Origin of the sequence: Megasphaera sp. UBA4233 (genome assembly GCF_002395615.1) — a bacterium.
In the GTDB taxonomy this organism is placed as follows: domain Bacteria; phylum Bacillota; class Negativicutes; order Veillonellales; family Megasphaeraceae; genus Megasphaera; species Megasphaera hexanoica.
This window is the reverse complement of record NZ_DGXL01000026.1, coordinates 83,863-100,951: the sequence shown is the minus strand read 5'-3', so window position 1 is coordinate 100,951 and position 17,089 is coordinate 83,863. Positions and strand designations below refer to the sequence as shown.

The following is a 17,089-nucleotide window of genomic DNA, read 5'->3' as shown; positions in this document are numbered from 1 at the left end:
TATGAGGCGGGGAGGACTGCATGGGCAATCCTCCTTTGCCATAACCGGGAGGTGTAAGTCATGCTGACCCTTAAAGGAAAAAGCGTAAGTTCCGGCATCACCATCGGACCGCTGGCACTATTTCACCGCAATACGATTTCTACAGCCGTCCGGCCTATTGACGATGCCGAGGCGGAAGTCAGCCGCTTTCAGGCGGCCCGCGCTGCGTCAATCAGCCAGCTCCAGTCTCTGTATGAAAAGGCCGTAGAAAAAATTGGCGAAGAACAGGCTGCCGTGTTTGAAGTGCATCAGATGATGCTCGATGATGATGATTATGTCGATGACATCGTATCCCAGATACGGGATGAAAAACTCAACGCCGAAGCAGCCGTAGAACATACAGCACAGAACTTCGCTGCCATGTTCCGCGGGATGGATGATGCTTATATGCAGGCCCGTGCTGCCGATGTCCTGGATATTTCCCGCCGTGTCGAACGGGAATTATGCGGCGGTGAAGGAATTGACTTCAGCGCATACGATCAGGTCATCATCGCCGCTGATGATCTGGCTCCCAGTGAAACATTGCAGCTCGATACGGACAAAATCCTGGGATTTGTCACATCCGGTGGCAGTACCAATTCCCATACGGCTATCCTGGCCCGTACACTGGGCATTGCTGCCGTCGTCAGCACCGGTACCCAGCTGCATAATGACGTCGATGGCAAAACGGCTATCGTCGATGGGACGACGGGGACAGTGTACATTGACCCTGATGAAGAAACACTGGAACGCATGAAGAAACGGCAGAATTCAGAAATCCGGCGCCGGCAGGAATTGGAATCGGTACGCGGAACCGAATCAGTAACCCGTGATGGCCGCCACATTGATGTCTATGCCAATATTGGAAATCCTGACAATCTGCCCCAGGTCCTTTCAAATGATGCCGAAGGAATCGGCCTGTTCCGCAGTGAGTTCCTCTATCTGGGACGGAATACCTATCCGACAGAAGAAGAACAGTTTGAAGCCTATAAAAAGACGGCCCAGACGATGGCAGGAAAAAAAGTCATCATCCGTACTCTCGATATCGGTGCCGATAAAAAAGTCGATTATTTCAATCTGGCCCCGGAAGAAAATCCTGCCATGGGCATGCGGGCTATCCGTATCTGCCTGACCCGGCCGGAGTTGTTCCGGACGCAGTTACGGGCACTCTGCCGGGCATCGGCCTTTGGTACCATTGCCGTCATGTTCCCCATGATTATTTCTACCGGTGAAGTGCGCCGTGCCAAGGCAATCCTCCAGGATGTACAGCGTGAACTGGATGAACAGGGCATGAAATACGATCCTCATATGGAAGTGGGCATCATGATCGAAACGCCGGCTGCGGCCGTCATGAGTGATGAACTGGCTAAGGAAGTGGATTTCTTTAGTATCGGATCCAATGACCTGACCCAGTATACACTGGCTATCGACCGCCAGCAGACTCAGCTCGATGCGTTCTTCGATGCCCATCATCCGGCCGTGCTTCGTCTTATCGGACAGACCATTGCCAACGGCCATAAGGAAGGAATCTGGGTCGGCATCTGCGGGGAACTCGGTGCAGACCTTGCGCTGACGGAGACATTCCTGCGCATGGGCGTCGATGAATTGTCTGTCAGCCCTCCGGCCGTACTGCCCCTCCGGGAAAAAATCCGGTCTCTTGATTTGAAGAAATAAGTACTATATATGAGAAATTCCACGGCTGTCATGATATATATTCAGTATGGGTTAATTGACAGATAGTAATGGATTGTGGTAGAGTAAAATTAGTTTAATATGCAGGTCAGGTGTCGCAAGACTCAATAGAAAAGCCGGTAGAAGCCGGCGCGGTCCCGCCGCTGTGAGGAAGAGCGATGCTGCAATGATGTCACTGTACGATTCGTATGGGAAGGCGCAGCAAAGCCATGAAGCCAAGCCAGAAGAACTGCCTGACTGATAATCACCGATGGACCTGCGAGCGATGGGAATGGAGATTATAATGCGAATTGGCGCATCAATAAGCCGCAAGGATATCCTTGCGGCTTTTGCATATTAAGGCAGGCCGTTTGTATATTTCTTAAGGAGTGATGGATATGTTCGGTAAGAAACTGAAGACAGTATTGATGTTATCCCTGGCTATTACGGCATTCGGGACTTTTACGGGTATGCCGGCCCAGGCCTCGTATACCCTGAATCCGGAAGTCAAAGATGCGACACCGGCTCTCAAACAGGCCGCAGAAATAGGCGTACGTACGTATAATAACCCGGCTATGCAGGATGCGGCCAATAAAGATGCCATTGTCGTCATGAGTTTTGGTACGACATTTAAAGACAGCCGTAAGGCAACGATTGAAAAAACGGTGGCCGATATCCAGGCTGCCCATCCGGATACGAAAGTCGTCCTGGCCTTCACCTCTCATATTATCGTCGATCGCATCAAAGCCAATGAAGGTCTGGAAATTCCTACACCGGAAAAAGCCATGGCAGACCTCAAAGCCCAGGGATATACGCGGGTGGCCCTGACATCTCTCGATGTCATCCCCGGTATGGAGTACGCCTACGATACGGCTATTTACGACATGTATAAAAAGGATTTCAAAAAAATGACGATGGGTACGTCTCTTCTCTACTGGATGGGACAGGAAAACCAGCGCGACGATGTCAGTGAATTCGTGCAGGCTCTTTCTACACAGTTCCCGAAAATGGGCGAAAAAGACGCCGTCCTGGTTATGGCCCACGGCACGCCCCATCCGGCCAATGCCTACTATTCTGTCTTGCAGAACCGGATTGACGAAGCCCATCTCGGCAATGTCTACGTTTACTCCGTCGAAGGCTGGCCTCATCTGGATACGGTCATTCCTATGCTGAAGGCTAAGGGTATCCAGCACGTGACACTCATGCCCATGATGATGGTCGCCGGCGACCATGCCAACAATGATATGGCCGGTGCTGACGCCGATTCCCACAAGAGTATCCTGGAAAAAGAAGGATTCAAAGTCACACCCTATATTCATGGCCTCGGTGAAAATACAGCCGTGCGCAAGATGTTCGTAGAACGGGCCAATGAAGCCTGGGATGCCCTGGAAAAAGACAACGGAATTCCGGCAAAATCCCATATGATGCGCCATTAAAAAATTAATATACATGTAAAAGCCGGGACTGTCGTTATGGGCAGCCCCGGTTTTTACGATTTTAAATGACATACATGAATCAGTGTAACTATCATGGAGTACTTATTGTTATCGTATTTTCAGGTAATGATATATTATTTTTTCTAACAAATTTCAAAGGAGCTTTCCGCCATTTTGATATTGTTCCAGCGCTTTTATATACATCATTCCCAAATCGGACAGCGTCTGGCCTGTGTTAATGACATATCCTACAGTCATCCTCTCTTTTTCATGCAGTGGGATTCCTTTAATGGCATCGCCCTGCATGTATTTGGGAAATATTCCCGTAGAGATGGAATAGCCGTTGAGGCCAATCATCATGTTGATCATAGCGGCTCTGTCACTGACCCGTATTTCTTTATCTACGGGAAGGGATGAATACAATTCTTCAGAAAAAAAAGAAGATTCATAATTTCCCTGTATAAATTTTAACCGTGGATATTCAATCAAATCGATCAGCTTGAGAGAGGTATGACATGCCAGTGGGTGTTTTACATATAAAGCGACGTGTGGTTTAACTGTAAAAAGTGGATGGAATTCTAAACGCATATCCTCTAAGGTACGGCGAATCACGATTTCATTTGTATTGCTCAGGTAGATGATCCCCAGTTCACTGATATGATTTTTAACGTTTTCCAGAATCTGGTATGTCTGTGTTTCGTTGAGACAGAATTCATAGCGTTCCTGTCCATATTTACGAATCATATCTACGAAAGCATTCGTTGCAAATACATAATGCTGGGTAGATACGCTGAAATATGTTTTTTGTGGCCGCATAGTAATATATGTATCCTGCAGTACATTCATTTGCTGGATGACCTGTCGTGCGCAGCCAATAAATTCTAATCCTTTTGCTGTCACTGTGATACCACGGCTGGTCCGGATAAAAATAGGAAAATGTATTTCTTTTTCTACTTCTTTTACGGCATTTGAAAGACTGGGCTGGGAAATAAACAGACGTTTGGATGCTTCTGTAATGGAACCGGTTTCTGCTATGGAAATAATATAGCGGAGGTTTTGCAGTGTCATAGAGGGCGCCTTTCTTTTTTTATGGACAAAAGAGACTGTCTTTTGGGACAGCCTCTTTAGGATTCACAATTTGCATGGCATGTATATGCTACAGCTGTTTTTCATCAGGCATGGGATTTAACAGTGGCATTTACCTTGCTTTCAGCGGCAGCTTCTGTGGTTTCTTTTTTTATGCCGTAGCGGGGAGCACCCCATTTCTTTAAGGCCCAGGATGATAACATGGGACAGAGAATGGCTGTTACAATAACAGCTGCGGCAACCTGTACGGATGCCAGGGCTGCTGCTTCTTCCAGTCCCGGGACGACGCCGGCTACGATGGTCGGTGTCGCTACGGCACTACCGGCGACAGATGCCAGGGATGCACCGGCATAGCCAGGGCGGCGGAGAATCAGTTTATCTGCGCCGATGAGGATGATACCGCCGGCTACAAAGGCGATGATACCGAGGACGACACCGCTCAGGCCAGCCTGGAACATCATGGAAAGATTCAAAGAAGAACCTACGGAAATACCGATGAGAGGAATGAGAAGGCGGGCACCGCCTTTAAAGTAATTGCGGATTCCCGGATACAGATTGCCGAGGACAATACCGAGAATCATGGGGAACAATGTGGCAAAGAGAGCCATGACAGGGATATTTGATGCTCCCGAAGCGCCGAGGGCCAGCATGGTCAGGAAGGGGCCGTCTTTGATGGAAAGGAGACTGTAAGCTCCGAAATCCTTGTCATCACCATATTCGCCGACAATGGCGAGATAGATGGAACCATTGGAGCTCAGGAGGGCTGTAAATACGGCCAGTGTAGAAATTCCCAGGAAACCGATGGGGCCGAATGTCATGGAGAACAGTGTACCTACGGCATACCCGACGGCAAACTTGGCCAGGAGCAGGACACCGCCCCGTTTTAGTGCAGCCGGCGCTTCATTGACTTTGAGCTGGGTGCCGGCAAAGAATAAGACGGCAGCCGTAAGAGGGACGACAGCTGATTTTGAGAAAATAGCCGTCGTCAGGCTGCCCATTTTTACAAAATCGGGGAAGAAATAATTGAAGATAACCGACAAGAACATGGGAATAATCATGGCTGCTGCCGGAATTTTACGGAACATCATGCAGGGAATATCACGCCAGATATGTGTCATTTTTTTCTCCTTTCGAATTTACAGGGCGGTTTTATATTTTTCACTAATTTTAGCCAGATAAGATTGTAGTGCTTCGGAATCGGGAATCATCGTTTCTATTTTCCAGTGATCTTTGGTTTCTTTTTCCATCGCTTTTTGCAGAACTTGGCTTGTTTCTTCCAAAGGGACAGCGACCACACCATCGGCGTCGGCACAGATGATATCCCCGGGGCGCACGATTACATCGGCACATACGATGGTCTTCTGGACCTGTCCCAGATAATTGGCGGCGGGTATTTTGGGAATCGCTCCTTTGGCAAATACAGGGAATGTTCCTTCTTCTATAGCCAGGCTGTCGCGGATACATCCGTCAATGACAATGCCTGCAATCCCTCGTTTCTGTGCAATTTTAGTGACTATTTCCCCAAGGAATGCCACATCGGTCGTACCCTGGGCAGCTATGACCAGGACGGATCCTTCTGGAGCTTCCTGAAGAGCTTTGAAGATAATCGCACAGTCATTTTTTATGATCTGCACGGTATAGGCCGGGCCGACAACCCGCATTTTCCGGTTCAGTGGCTTGATAGAGGGTTCCATCGTGTGGAGTCCCAGCATGGCATCAGATAAGGAAGTAGAAGAAACTTCTCCCCATTCGGATATATCGAAATTCATAGTATACTCTCCTATTTTACATCTGCAGGATTTGTCAAATATCCTGTTACAGCCGTGGCAGCAGCTACAGCTGGTGAACTCAGGTATGTTTTGGACTTCGGGCTGCCCAGACGGCCCAGGAAATTCCGGTTATTCGTTCCAAGTAATACTTCATCATCACAGAGCAGCCCTCCACTCCGTCCTTCACAGAGAGAACAATAGGGATGGGTGAACATGGCGCCGGCCCGGACCAGTTTTTCTACATACCCCAGAGCAATGGCCTGTTTAAAAATCGACCGCGATGCCGGGGTGATGAGCAGTTCGATATGAGGTGCAATATGATGTCCGTCCAGTATGCGGGCGGCAGCTGCCAGATCCTGCAGCCTTCCATTCGTACAGGAACCGATGAATACTTTATCTACTTTCATTCCTTCCAGTTCGGACAGCGGTTTGACGTTATCTACGTACGGATGGGCCGCAATATACGGTACCATATCTTCAGCTTTATACGTCAGCACTTTTTCGTACTCTGCATCGTCATCAAAATGGAGCCACGATACGTCGTCATAATTTACGTTGCTGTAAGCACAACTTTCTTTTGTCGGTGCGAACAGTCCGACTTTGGCACCACATTCGACGGCCATATTGGCAATAGTCAGCCGTTCGTCAACGGGCATGGCATCGATGGTAGAGCCACAGAATTCCAGGGATTTATAGGTGCCGCCGGCAGCTTTCAGATCTCCCAGGATGCGCAGGGCGATGTCTTTGGAGCAGACTCCGTCCGGCAGTGTGCCGTCTATCTGGATTTTAATGGCTGACGGTACGCGGACCCACATTTCCCCTGTCCCCAGGATGGCGGCCATTTCCGTGTAGCCGATGCCCGTAGAAAAAGCGCTGACAGCACCGTAGGTTGTCGTATGGGAATCAGTGACAAATACGACGTCACCGGGCCGGGCATATCCCAGTTCCGGCATGAGCTGATGGCAGATGCCGTCGCCGGCATGGACCTTTCTGGCACCGAATTCTTCGGCAAACTGATATCCGTGTTTCATGTGGTCCCCATCGAGGGGAAGGCAGGTCGGGAGCAGATGGTCGAACATAATGATGACTTTTTCCGGATCCCAGGATTTAGTAAATCCCATTTCCTTGAACTTCCGGTATACATTCGTCGTATAGATATCGTGAAACATGACGCAGTCCGGATGAGTGATGACGATGTCACCGGGTCTGCAGTCTGCTACGCCTGTATTATGCATCAGAATTTTTTCTGCTAATGTATGTCCCATGATGGTCCTCCTATTTCAGACAATGATTTCGTTTCTGCATGCTCTTTACGAGTCCTCCATCTTCGATGATCTGGAAGATGTTTTCCGGCATGCGGGGAATATCGTATTCTTTTCCGTTGCACCAGATGCAGTGATTGATTTCGACTTTTACGGTATCTCCTTCCTGGCAATGGTCGGGGAGGTCTTTGGATTCGATGAGCAGCAGACCATTGTTGATAGCATTGCGGAAGAAAATACGGGCGAATGATTTGGCGATAATGCATTTAATTTTGAGGGCACTCAGTGCTTCCGGTGCCTGTTCGCGGGAAGATCCGCAGCCGAAATTGTTACCGGCAACGATGATATCCCCCGGCTGGATAGCAGCAGCCAGGTCCGGCCGTAATGGTTCAAAGGCGTGCTTTTTTACTTCGTCCATCGTATCCAGTGTGACCCATTGCGTTGGCATGATGATATCCGTATCAATATCATCACCGAGTTTCCAGATTCTTCCTTCAAATGACTTTTCCATAGATATTGTTACCTCCTCATTCACTCAGTATTCCTGTAATAGCGCAATGTGCTGCCGTGCAGGGCGAGGCGAGATAAACATCTGCGCTGGTGTCGCCGCAACAGCCGGGATAATGATAAGAGCCGGTTGAAACGAGGACTTCTCCGGCGTCCAGTATGCCTTGTGCTTTCCCCCAGCAGACGCTGCATCCCTGATTCATGACGACAGCCCCGCAGTCCAGAAAAATATCAATGAGTCCTTCCCGTAATGCCTGCAGGTATATGGAACTGGTAGCAGGAGTGACGACTAGGCGGAGACGGTAGGCGATGTGTTTCCCTTTGAGAATCGCGGCGGCTGCCCGCAGGTCTTCCAGTTTGCCACCGCGGCATCCGCCGATAAAGACTTCGTTTACGTGGATGCCGTGCAGAGCGCCCAGATATTCTGTCTGATTGGACTTTCCCGGAAGGACAACCAGTGGCTGGGTGGCAGATATATCGAATGTCGTATTGCAGGAGATCGTTTCTTCAGTAAACAAGGCGCTGCAGGCACCATATTGCTGTGCGAAATGACAGAGATCGTAACGCTGGTCTGTCGTAAGGCCAATTTCATCTTTGAAGACAATCAGCGTATGATCATCGATTTTATGGCTGTATTCTTTCTGTATTGCCAGAGCAACGTCCTGAATGGATACATAGTTTGGCATGGTTCCTGCCAGGGAAATCGTGAGGACAGCCGGATGCGGCAGTGTTACTTTGTCATTCTTTATGGTTTCCCATAACTCATCTTCTGTCATCTGTATTCCCAGTGCACCGGCAGCTCCCAGACATGCCATATGGCATCCTGTACCGGCTATTATGTCATTACGATGGATATAGGATTCGAGGAGGCGGATATAGCCGACGCCCTGGCATTTTTCTATGGGCAGATGTTCTTTTACTGCCCAGTTCAGAAGGCGGCGTTGTTTTTTTCCGACAGCAATGCTGCTGTTTGGTGTATCATGATCGATGCATACGATGAGTTTCTTTTTGCATGGAATGGACACAGTTTCTAATTTTTCCAACAGGGCATCTGAAATCGTGTCCGTAAGCATAATATAATCGGGTATGAGACAGTGAACAGCTTGCGTGGCTTGTGAAAATTGCTGTACTAGCGGTTGATTCATGGTAAATAGCTCCTTTTCTTTTTATAATCGCTTTTGCTTATAGGCTGATTATAATATCCCGTGACTTTTCTGCCAATTTACAGGCTATGTTATGATAAAGCGTTGATTTATGTTTCAAAAAATGATATTTTTTTATTAATGAAACAAAAAAACAGGTATCATGGTTTATTTTTCTGTTAATTATTCTGATTTTTTCTAGTAGGAGAAAGGTATTTATAAAGAAATTTTTATGGCACATATCACATCAGATTCTATGAAAAAACAATATAAGGTCTGCATTCTGGCCTACAGCCGCGTAGCTGATGTAGCCCGGCAAGTTATTAGTGAATTACCCGATGGTGATGTAGAATACATTATCATGGAGTCAGGTCTGGCCGATGAGCAGGCCATCTGTGTGGAAGAAGCACGCCGCCTGGGATGTGAAGTATTCATAGCCGGACCGGCCGGAGCGGCGTTATTTGCCACCCGGTATAGCTATCCTGTCATTTCGTTCCAGGTGAGTGACATGGATTATATGAATGCCATCCGTAAGGCTCTCAATCAGGGACATCATCGTATCGGCATTATGCATTACCGCTATGCACTGCCACTTGATTTAAAAAAATATGAATATCTCATGCAGGCGAAACTTACAGAATTAGTCTATGATGAAGTTCCTCAGGTCTATGAAATAGCGAAAAAGACATCTTGTGATGTCCTCATCGGGCCTGTAGTTGTACAGGATGCAGCTGATGTGGCGGGAAAGGATTCGCTTCTCATCTATGCAGGGAAAGACGCCATCCGCGACGCCTGCCTTAAAGCAGGGGAACTGATTAAAAAAATGTATGATACCCGGCGCAGTCACGTCATTGCAGAATCTGTATTGGATACGGCGCAGCTTGGTATTGTGGTAACCAGCAGGGAGGGTATGATTGAATTTTTTAATCACACTATGCAGAATTATACCGGACTGGCACTGCATCAGGTAAGCGGCAGATCGTTGTCTGATGTGTTTCCTAACCTGCCTTTATCAGATTTTTTGAAAAGCGGGTTCAACCAGCAGGATAGCTATCACCTGATTAATGCGACTATGATGCGCTGCGTTTTCCGCCGTCTTGTTGTAGGAATTCATGAAGGCGGCGTACTGCTTACCTTTCATCCCAATCCCCATAACAGGAAAAAAGACCGGCAGCATCCGGTATATACCGTTTCGCCTGTCTACAAATTAGAAAAAGTTACGGCGCAATCAAAAGAAATGAGCCATATTGTGAATTTGTGCCGCCAGATTTCTCCTGTAGAGTATGCGACTACGCTTGTCGGTCCTGCCGGATGCGGCCGGGAAGAACTGGCTCACTGCCTGCATAATGCATCCCGGAGGGCCGGTAAGCCGTGTATTACTATTGATTGTGCCACGATTATAGATGATCGGGCTGTGGAAATGCTGTATGGCTACAGTCAGGGAAATAATACGACCGACGGATTATTGCTCACGGCATCTGGCGGCAGTGTTATCATCAAGCATCCCGGTCTGGCAGGGCCGCGCCTTCAGGCCGTTCTGCAGGAAGCCCTTACGGTCCGCCAATTTTTCCGCCCCGGAATGGAAACTCCGATGACATTGGACCTTATGTTTTATACGGTGGTGACGGACGAAGAATATCACCGTATACCGGCAGGTCTGAGACGGCTTTTATCTATTCTCGTGCTTCCTATCCCCTCTTTGCATGAACGTAAGGAAGATATTTGTCTCCTTTTTTCAAATTACGTCCGCCAGCAGCTGCCCGGAAGTCGTGGTAATATCGTAACGGAAGCGATGGAACGGGTACTCATGACGTACAGCTGGCCTGGAAATGTCGTTGAACTGCGTGCAGTCAGTACCCGTTATGCTGTTCTGTTGAAAAAAGCAGTTACCCGTACGGCCCGTTACCGATACAGTCTTCTGCTGGAAGCTATAGGAGATGAGACGTTGGAGTCAGATATCTTTTCACAATATCCCGTCCTTTGCCAGCGTCCCGTAGAACAGATTTCTCCTTTTCAAGAGGCGGTCCGGGTACTGCGTGCTGTCTTTGATGAAACCTATGAAGAAACGGCAGCACGGCTTCACATGAGCCGTACGACGCTGTGGAGGCTATTGCACAAATAATAAAAGCACCTGTTTGGATTGTGTACTGGTTGAGATCCATCCAAACAGGTGCTTTTTGTCATATAATATGGTCTTTTTCTAGTTGTTTCAATTTGGTATCATCATAGTTTAATAAGTTTTTTAAATATTCCTGTGTGTTCTCTCCTAGTTCTGGAGCGGCCGTATACTCTCCCGTATGACCGTTGGTAAACTTAAAGACAGAACCGGTAAGATGCATCGTTCCTATTTTTGGGCTTTCTACTTCTACAAACATATGACGATCACCGACGATGTGTGGATCGTGGGCAATTCTCTCAATATCGAATACGACACAGGCCGGACAGCCATGATCAGTCAGCATACGGACGATATCATCAGCCTTTTTGTCGGAAGCCCACTCTTCTATCAATTGTTTAATGATGTCGTGATGATTCAGACGGGACTCGTTTGTTTGAAAACGGGGGTCATCTAATAAATCGGTACGGCCGAGTACGTTGAGGACAATATGGAATAATTTGTCATTCCCACAGGCGATGACAAAGGTCTGATCTTCCGCTTTAAACGTATCATAAGGGTAAGCAGCATCGTACATATTGCCTTTTCGTTCCGGTACTTTTCCTGTTGTAAAATACCATTGGGGAAGAAAATCCAGGGCAGATACGACAGAATCTACCAGCGCAATATCTACTTTATCTCCCCTGCCCGTCTGCTGACGGCGGATGTAAGCACTAAGAATGCCGATGGTCAGATTCAGTCCGCTCAGAATATCAGCCATTGCCGGACCTGTGCGCGTCGGTTCGCCACCAGGCCATCCGGTAGTACTCATGAGGCCTCCTACGGCCTGACCAATGATGTCATAGCCGGGCAGCTGGGAATAAGGGCCGGTATGACCAAAGCCGGATACGGCGCCATAAATCAGTCCGGGATGGATTTTTTCCAGGTCCTTATAGCCAAGGCCCATTTTTTCCATGACACCAGGACGGAAATTTTCCAATAAAATATCAAAATGAGGCAGGATTTCTTTGAAGATAGCTCTTCCTTTTTCTGTTTTTAAATTAATCGTAATAGATTTTTTATTACGGTTAAAAAGCTGATACAACAGGGATTCACCTTTTTGAAAAGGCGGATAGTACCGGGAATCATCACCGCGGCCTGGAACTTCCAGTTTGACTACTTCTGCTCCCATATCAGCCAGCATCATGCCGCAGTAGGGACCGGCGATGACGCGGGTCATATCTAAGACTTTTAGTCCGGTTAAAATAGTAGAAACATTTTTATCAGCCATTTTTTTACCTCTGCAAATAGTGTTAAAAGCAGCTTTTTCTCCGGCATTTCTCCAGAGAGAAAGCTGCTTTTAAATCAGGATATACTACTGTTCTTCAGCCATTTTCTTATAAAGCTGATATTTCTCTTTTGAAAACTCTTCAGCCCGTGTGAAGAGTTCATCCGCCGTTTCCGGGAAGGTACGGACGAGAGAGGCATAACGGTTTTCTCCCATGAGGAAATCCCGGAACGAGGCTTTTGGTTCCTTCGAATCCAGAGTAAACGGGTTTTTGCCCTGTTTTCTCAAATCCGGATTGTAACGGTACAGATGCCAATACCCACATTCAACGGCTTTCTTCATTTCAATCTGAGCGGTCCCCATGCCTTTTTTCAGTCCGTGGTTGATACATGGCGCATAGGCAATGATCAGGCTCGGCCCTTTATAAGCTTCCGCTTCTTTAATGGCTTTCATGAGCTGATTGGAATCAGCTCCCATGGCCACCTGGGCGACATAAATATGTCCATAGGTCATGGAAATGCATCCCAGGTCTTTTTTATTTATCCGCCGGCCGGCAGCAGCAAACTGTGCGACAGCACCGAGAGGGGTCGCTTTTGATGACTGACCACCGGTATTAGAATATACTTCTGTATCGACGAGCATGACATTGATATCGATATCCATAGCCAGTACATGGTCGAGACCACCATAACCAATGTCATATCCCCAGCCATCGCCACCATACATCCAGATTGATTTTTTGATGAGATGTTCTCTGCGAGCCAAAATATAATCGCGCAGCTCACGGGCCTGTCCTTGTAATTCTGCTTGGTTCAGTGCATTGGCATAGGCATGGCTTATTCTTGTAGTGATACTTCCTTCATCATCAGCACCGATGGAATCGAGCCATTTCTGGCCGGCAGCTTTTACGTCGGGGTTATCGGTCAGGGAGAGGAGTTCATGAGTGTGCAAAATGAGGTCTTCCCGCTGTTGTTGCGTGGAAAGGACCATGCCGAGTCCAAATTCCGCATTGTCTTCAAAGAGAGAATTGGACCAGGCCGGACCGTGACCATCACTGTTTTTCGTATATGCCAGGCTGGGAATCATGGCCCCCCAGGCCTGGGTGCAGCCTGTAGCATTGGCAATGAGCATACGGGGACCAAATATCTGAGTCAGGACTTTCATGTAACTTGTTTCAGCACAGCCGGCACAGGCGCCGGAAAATTCGAGGAGCGGGCGCTGGAACTGACTGCCTTTTACGGAATACATATCAATATCGGTCTGTTTTGTAGAAAGTGTCTGGGCATAATTCCAGTTTTCGTTTTCCGCACGTTGCGTTTCAAGCGGTTCCATTGAAAGCGCTTTTACCGGACAGATATTTGCGCAGCTTCCACAACCATAGCAGTTCAGTGATGAGACCTGCATACGGAATTCATAGCGGTCCAGATTTTTTCCGATAGCTTTTTTCGTTTCGAATGATTCCGGAGCTGCCACCTTTTCTTCTTTATCAATCAAATAAGGACGGATGCAGGCATGGGGACAGACAAGGGAGCAGCGATTGCATTGTACACATTTTGTGGCATCCCATTTGGGAACGCTGACGGCAATGCCTCTTTTTTCATACTGTGTCGAACCGACAGGGAAAGAACCATCCGCATAAGGGAGAAATTCGCTGACTGGTACATCATCACCTTTCTGGGCATTGCAGGGAATGATGATTTTTTTGATGAAATCGGGGAGCTCATTTTCGTCCTTTGGTGCATCGTCCGGGAGGTCAGCCCAGGCCGCGGGTATAGCGACTTCATGGACGTCTGCAATACCGCGGTCAACAGCGGCCTGGTTCATGGAAACGATTTTTTCTCCTTTGGCACCATAGGTCTTCTGGATTGCTTCTTTCATATAACGGACGGCATCATCTATAGGTAGAATGTGGGATAATTTAAAGAAGGATGCCTGTAATACCGTGTTGGTACGGTTGCCGCCGAGGCCTATTTCGATGGCGATTTTGGTGGCATCAATCGTGTAAAAGCGAATGTGTTTCCGTGCAATCTGGCGTTTTACGTCATGGGAAAGCGCCTGATCCAGTTCGGTGTCAGACCAGTTGCAGTTCAGGAGAAAAATGCCGTTATCCTTGACTTCCCTGATGATATCATAGGAATTCATGTAGGCTTGTTTATGACAGGCGAGGAAATCAGCTTGTTTAATATAATAGGCAGAACGGATGGGATTGTGTCCGAAACGAAGATGGGATTTGGTGACGCCACCAGATTTTTTAGCATCGTATTCAAAATAGGCCTGAACATACATATCGGTGTTATCGCCGATGATTTTGATGGAGTTCTTATTGGCCCCGACGGTACCGTCAGATCCGAAGCCCCAGAATTTACAGTTAATCGTATTTTTCGTATGGACATCAATAGGGATATCTGGCAGGGATAAATGAGTTACATCGTCAGTAATGCCTAATGTAAAATGACGTTTAGGTGCAGCGGCTTTCATATTCTGATATACTGCATTGATAGAGGCAGGTGGGACATCTTTACCAGAAATGCCATACCGGCACGCGTAAACGGGAATATTTTTATCGCCGTCGCGCAAAGCCGTGCATACGTCTTCAAAGAGTGGTTCTCCCAAAGCGCCGGCTTCTTTGGTACGATCCATGGCAGTGATGGCTTTGACTGTTTCAGGAAGGATATTCAGAAAATGACGGAGTGAAAAGGGTCTGTACAGATGAACTTGAATATACCCTGCTTTGATGCCCTGTTCATTAAGAGCATCTACTGTTTCCTGAATCGTGCCAGTGACCGAACCCATGGCAATCGTGATATATTCCGCATCGGGAGCACCGTAATAGTCGAACAAGTGATAAGAACGGCCAGTCAGTGCAGAAATCTTGTCCATATATTCCTGTATAATATCGGGCATATTGTTGTACCAGATATTGCTGGCTTCCCGGCTCTGGAAGAATAAGTCTCCATTTATACCAAGGCTGTGCATAGTCGGATGTTCTGGATTCAGGCCGGTATGTTTGAACTGGAATAAGGCTTTTTCATCGATGAGTGATTTCAGGACTGACTCTGGTAACATTTTAATTTTCTGGATTTCATGAGAGGTGCGGAATCCATCGAAGAAATGGAGAAACGGCACACGTCCCTTAATGGTTGAAAGATGGGCTACTGTAGCCAGATCAGCAGCTTCCTGTACGCTGGCACTGCAAAGCATGGCCCACCCCGTATTGCGGCATCCCATAACATCCGAATGATCACCACAAATAGAAATTCCGTTACTGCCGACTGTCCGGGCTGCTACATGCAGGACGACGGGTTTTAACTGGCCGGCCAGCCTGTGCATGACGGGAATCATCAACATCAGTCCCTGGGATGCCGTATAGGATGAACACAGGCTGCCTGCTTCAGAAGCCCCATGTACGGTGCCGATTGCGCCTGCTTCTGATTGCATTTCTACGAGTTTTACTTTTTGGCCCCATAGATTTTTGCGTCCATGGGCAGCCCAGGTATCGATATGTTCTGCCATCGTAGAAGAAGGTGTAATAGGATAAATAGCAGCAACATCGGTAAATGCATAAGAGATATCAGCTGCAGCTTCATTGCCATCTACGGTTTTAATGACTGGTTTAATCATGAGTTTCTCCTCCTGTATGCCTGTAAATTTCTAATACATAATTACGATTAAAAAACTTTATATTCTGCGCGCAGTTTGTATAAATACTTAACATATTCTTTACAGGATGTATTATACCAGTTATTGTTTTCCCATAGATAACACTTTTATTTTATCGCAGGCCATAGCTTCAGGATATGACGGTGTATTTTATATGATGAATTACCCTGCTCTCTTCCCCGCACTGGCTGTCCGTTGGGCTTCCTGATGGATGATGTCTATGACGGCCCGCGTTGCCTGGGAGAGATACCGGCCTTTTTTATAGGCGATGGCGACGTTCCAGTCTGGCGTATACTGGCGCAGCGTGTAGTAACGGGGCTGGGCGGGCAGGCGGCTGTAGACAGACCGGCCTTGCGGGATTATTGTCGCTCCTACGCCGACAGAGGCTAGGGTAAGGGCTGTTACCATATCGTTGGATTCCAGGACGACAGGCGGCGAAATAGCGGCTTTCTGGGTAAATTCATAGAAATTCTGACGCAGTTTCTGCCCTTCCTTGATGACAATGAATGGCTCATTACCCAGCAGATGGTAATCAAAGGCGGGATATTGGGAAAACGGTACAGTGCGGGCCTGGTTTTCATAGTGCCGTGCCTGCTCTTCCGGCAGGGCCAGGAGCAGTTCTTCCCGGAACAGTTCTTCATAAGCAAGGCCGGCATGGAAGAACGGGTGGAGTACAATAGAAAAATCCGTCCTCCCTTCGAGGGCATCTTCTTCCAGTTCCCGCGTCGTTCCTTCCGACAGCTGGATATGGATATGAGGATACGTTTTGTGCAGCAGCGGAAATACGGCGGCCAGAATGGTGGCACTGCGGTAATAGGAGCTGCCGATGCGTACGGTACCGCTTACGGTCTGCTGCAGGTCCTGGATGCGGCTGTCCCGTTCGCGGTAGATTTCCCGCACTTTTTCTTCTGCTGTGAGATAAATCCGCCCTGCTTCTGTCAGGATGACACCACTTCCGCGGCGTTCAAACAGCGTTGTCCCCATCTGTTTTTCAATCCTGCGTATAAACTGGCTCAGTGAAGGCTGGGAGATAAATAATTTTTCCGCAGCCGTTGAGAAACTGCCTGTTTCGGCTATTTTCGTGATATATTCCCATTCCCGTGAATTGCTATGCATGATGTCACCCCTTCGTATTTGTAGTATAAGTCACATGCT

Annotated in this window: 12 protein-coding genes and 1 riboswitch; of the genes, 3 read left to right on the top strand and 9 right to left on the bottom strand. The window is 47.8% G+C overall.

The genetic code is table 11. The annotated features are described in order from the left end of the window. Positions 1-60: 60 nt before the first annotated feature. The gene (gene ptsP, locus B2U90_RS09760) at positions 61-1,692 is read left to right on the top strand and encodes a phosphoenolpyruvate--protein phosphotransferase (RefSeq protein WP_292017670.1); all 1,632 of its coding nucleotides are present in this window, start codon (positions 61-63) and stop codon (positions 1,690-1,692) included. Between the two features lie 91 nt (positions 1,693-1,783). After that, positions 1,784-1,961: riboswitch (cobalamin riboswitch) on the top strand. A gap of 126 nt (positions 1,962-2,087) precedes the next feature. Next, positions 2,088-3,125 carry a sirohydrochlorin cobaltochelatase gene (locus B2U90_RS09755; protein ID WP_395754073.1) on the top strand — a complete coding sequence of 346 codons (1,038 nt, stop codon included), beginning with the start codon at positions 2,088-2,090 and terminating at the stop codon, positions 3,123-3,125. Positions 3,126-3,278: 153 nt separating this feature from the next. Here B2U90_RS09755 and B2U90_RS09750 read toward each other — a convergent pair whose 3' ends face one another. The 6 genes from B2U90_RS09750 to B2U90_RS09725 all read right to left on the bottom strand — a co-directional run bounded on the left by B2U90_RS09750 (position 3,279) and on the right by B2U90_RS09725 (position 8,894). Next, positions 3,279-4,193 carry a LysR family transcriptional regulator gene (locus B2U90_RS09750; protein ID WP_113855154.1) on the bottom strand — a complete coding sequence of 305 codons (915 nt, stop codon included), beginning with the start codon at positions 4,191-4,193 and terminating at the stop codon, positions 3,279-3,281. A 104-nt stretch (positions 4,194-4,297) separates the two neighbouring features. After that, on the bottom strand, positions 4,298-5,329 hold the full coding sequence (locus tag B2U90_RS09745; protein WP_292017669.1) for a 2-keto-3-deoxygluconate permease: 1,032 nt from the start codon (positions 5,327-5,329) through the stop codon (positions 4,298-4,300). Between the two features lie 18 nt (positions 5,330-5,347). After that, the gene (locus B2U90_RS09740; protein ID WP_292017668.1) at positions 5,348-5,980 is read right to left on the bottom strand and encodes an RraA family protein; all 633 of its coding nucleotides are present in this window, start codon (positions 5,978-5,980) and stop codon (positions 5,348-5,350) included. An 11-nt stretch (positions 5,981-5,991) separates the two neighbouring features. Continuing rightward, positions 5,992-7,245, bottom strand: a complete 1,254-nt coding sequence (locus B2U90_RS09735) for a 3-isopropylmalate dehydratase large subunit (RefSeq protein WP_292017667.1) — start codon at positions 7,243-7,245, stop codon at positions 5,992-5,994. A 10-nt stretch (positions 7,246-7,255) separates the two neighbouring features. Further along, positions 7,256-7,753, bottom strand: coding sequence for a 3-isopropylmalate dehydratase (locus B2U90_RS09730; RefSeq protein ID WP_113855158.1), 498 nt, complete (start codon positions 7,751-7,753; stop codon positions 7,256-7,258). 16 nt (positions 7,754-7,769) lie between these two features. Beyond that, positions 7,770-8,894 (bottom strand): aconitase family protein, encoded by a 1,125-nt coding sequence (locus tag B2U90_RS09725; protein WP_292017666.1) that lies wholly within the window; start codon positions 8,892-8,894, stop codon positions 7,770-7,772. A gap of 253 nt (positions 8,895-9,147) precedes the next feature. Between B2U90_RS09725 and B2U90_RS09720 the strand changes: the two genes are divergently transcribed. Beyond that, the gene (locus B2U90_RS09720) at positions 9,148-11,013 is read left to right on the top strand and encodes a PrpR N-terminal domain-containing protein (RefSeq protein ID WP_292017665.1); all 1,866 of its coding nucleotides are present in this window, start codon (positions 9,148-9,150) and stop codon (positions 11,011-11,013) included. 58 nt (positions 11,014-11,071) lie between these two features. On the opposite strand, the gene B2U90_RS09715 is transcribed toward B2U90_RS09720, so the two are convergent. The 3 genes from B2U90_RS09715 to B2U90_RS09705 all read right to left on the bottom strand — a co-directional run bounded on the left by B2U90_RS09715 (position 11,072) and on the right by B2U90_RS09705 (position 17,050). Continuing rightward, positions 11,072-12,277, bottom strand: coding sequence for a CaiB/BaiF CoA transferase family protein (locus B2U90_RS09715; protein ID WP_113855161.1), 1,206 nt, complete (start codon positions 12,275-12,277; stop codon positions 11,072-11,074). Positions 12,278-12,361: 84 nt separating this feature from the next. After that, the gene (gene nifJ, locus B2U90_RS09710) at positions 12,362-15,895 is read right to left on the bottom strand and encodes a pyruvate:ferredoxin (flavodoxin) oxidoreductase (protein WP_292017664.1); all 3,534 of its coding nucleotides are present in this window, start codon (positions 15,893-15,895) and stop codon (positions 12,362-12,364) included. A 201-nt stretch (positions 15,896-16,096) separates the two neighbouring features. Next, positions 16,097-17,050 carry a LysR family transcriptional regulator gene (locus B2U90_RS09705; RefSeq protein ID WP_292017663.1) on the bottom strand — a complete coding sequence of 318 codons (954 nt, stop codon included), beginning with the start codon at positions 17,048-17,050 and terminating at the stop codon, positions 16,097-16,099. Between the last annotated feature and the right edge of the window lie 39 nt (positions 17,051-17,089).

Bases quoted from the DNA above. Each gene is read 5' to 3' on its own strand.
- ptsP (WP_292017670.1), top strand. From the start codon at position 61: ATGCTGACCCTTAAAGGAAAAAGCGTAAGTTCCGGCATCACCATCGGA.
- B2U90_RS09755 (WP_395754073.1), top strand. From the start codon at position 2,088: ATGTTCGGTAAGAAACTGAAGACAGTATTGATGTTATCCCTGGCTATT.
- B2U90_RS09750 (WP_113855154.1), bottom strand. From the start codon at position 4,193: ATGACACTGCAAAACCTCCGCTATATTATTTCCATAGCAGAAACCGGT.
- B2U90_RS09745 (WP_292017669.1), bottom strand. From the start codon at position 5,329: ATGACACATATCTGGCGTGATATTCCCTGCATGATGTTCCGTAAAATT.
- B2U90_RS09740 (WP_292017668.1), bottom strand. From the start codon at position 5,980: ATGAATTTCGATATATCCGAATGGGGAGAAGTTTCTTCTACTTCCTTA.
- B2U90_RS09735 (WP_292017667.1), bottom strand. From the start codon at position 7,245: ATGGGACATACATTAGCAGAAAAAATTCTGATGCATAATACAGGCGTA.
- B2U90_RS09730 (WP_113855158.1), bottom strand. From the start codon at position 7,753: ATGGAAAAGTCATTTGAAGGAAGAATCTGGAAACTCGGTGATGATATT.
- B2U90_RS09725 (WP_292017666.1), bottom strand. From the start codon at position 8,894: ATGAATCAACCGCTAGTACAGCAATTTTCACAAGCCACGCAAGCTGTT.
- B2U90_RS09720 (WP_292017665.1), top strand. From the start codon at position 9,148: ATGAAAAAACAATATAAGGTCTGCATTCTGGCCTACAGCCGCGTAGCT.
- B2U90_RS09715 (WP_113855161.1), bottom strand. From the start codon at position 12,277: ATGGCTGATAAAAATGTTTCTACTATTTTAACCGGACTAAAAGTCTTA.
- nifJ (WP_292017664.1), bottom strand. From the start codon at position 15,895: ATGATTAAACCAGTCATTAAAACCGTAGATGGCAATGAAGCTGCAGCT.
- B2U90_RS09705 (WP_292017663.1), bottom strand. From the start codon at position 17,050: ATGCATAGCAATTCACGGGAATGGGAATATATCACGAAAATAGCCGAA.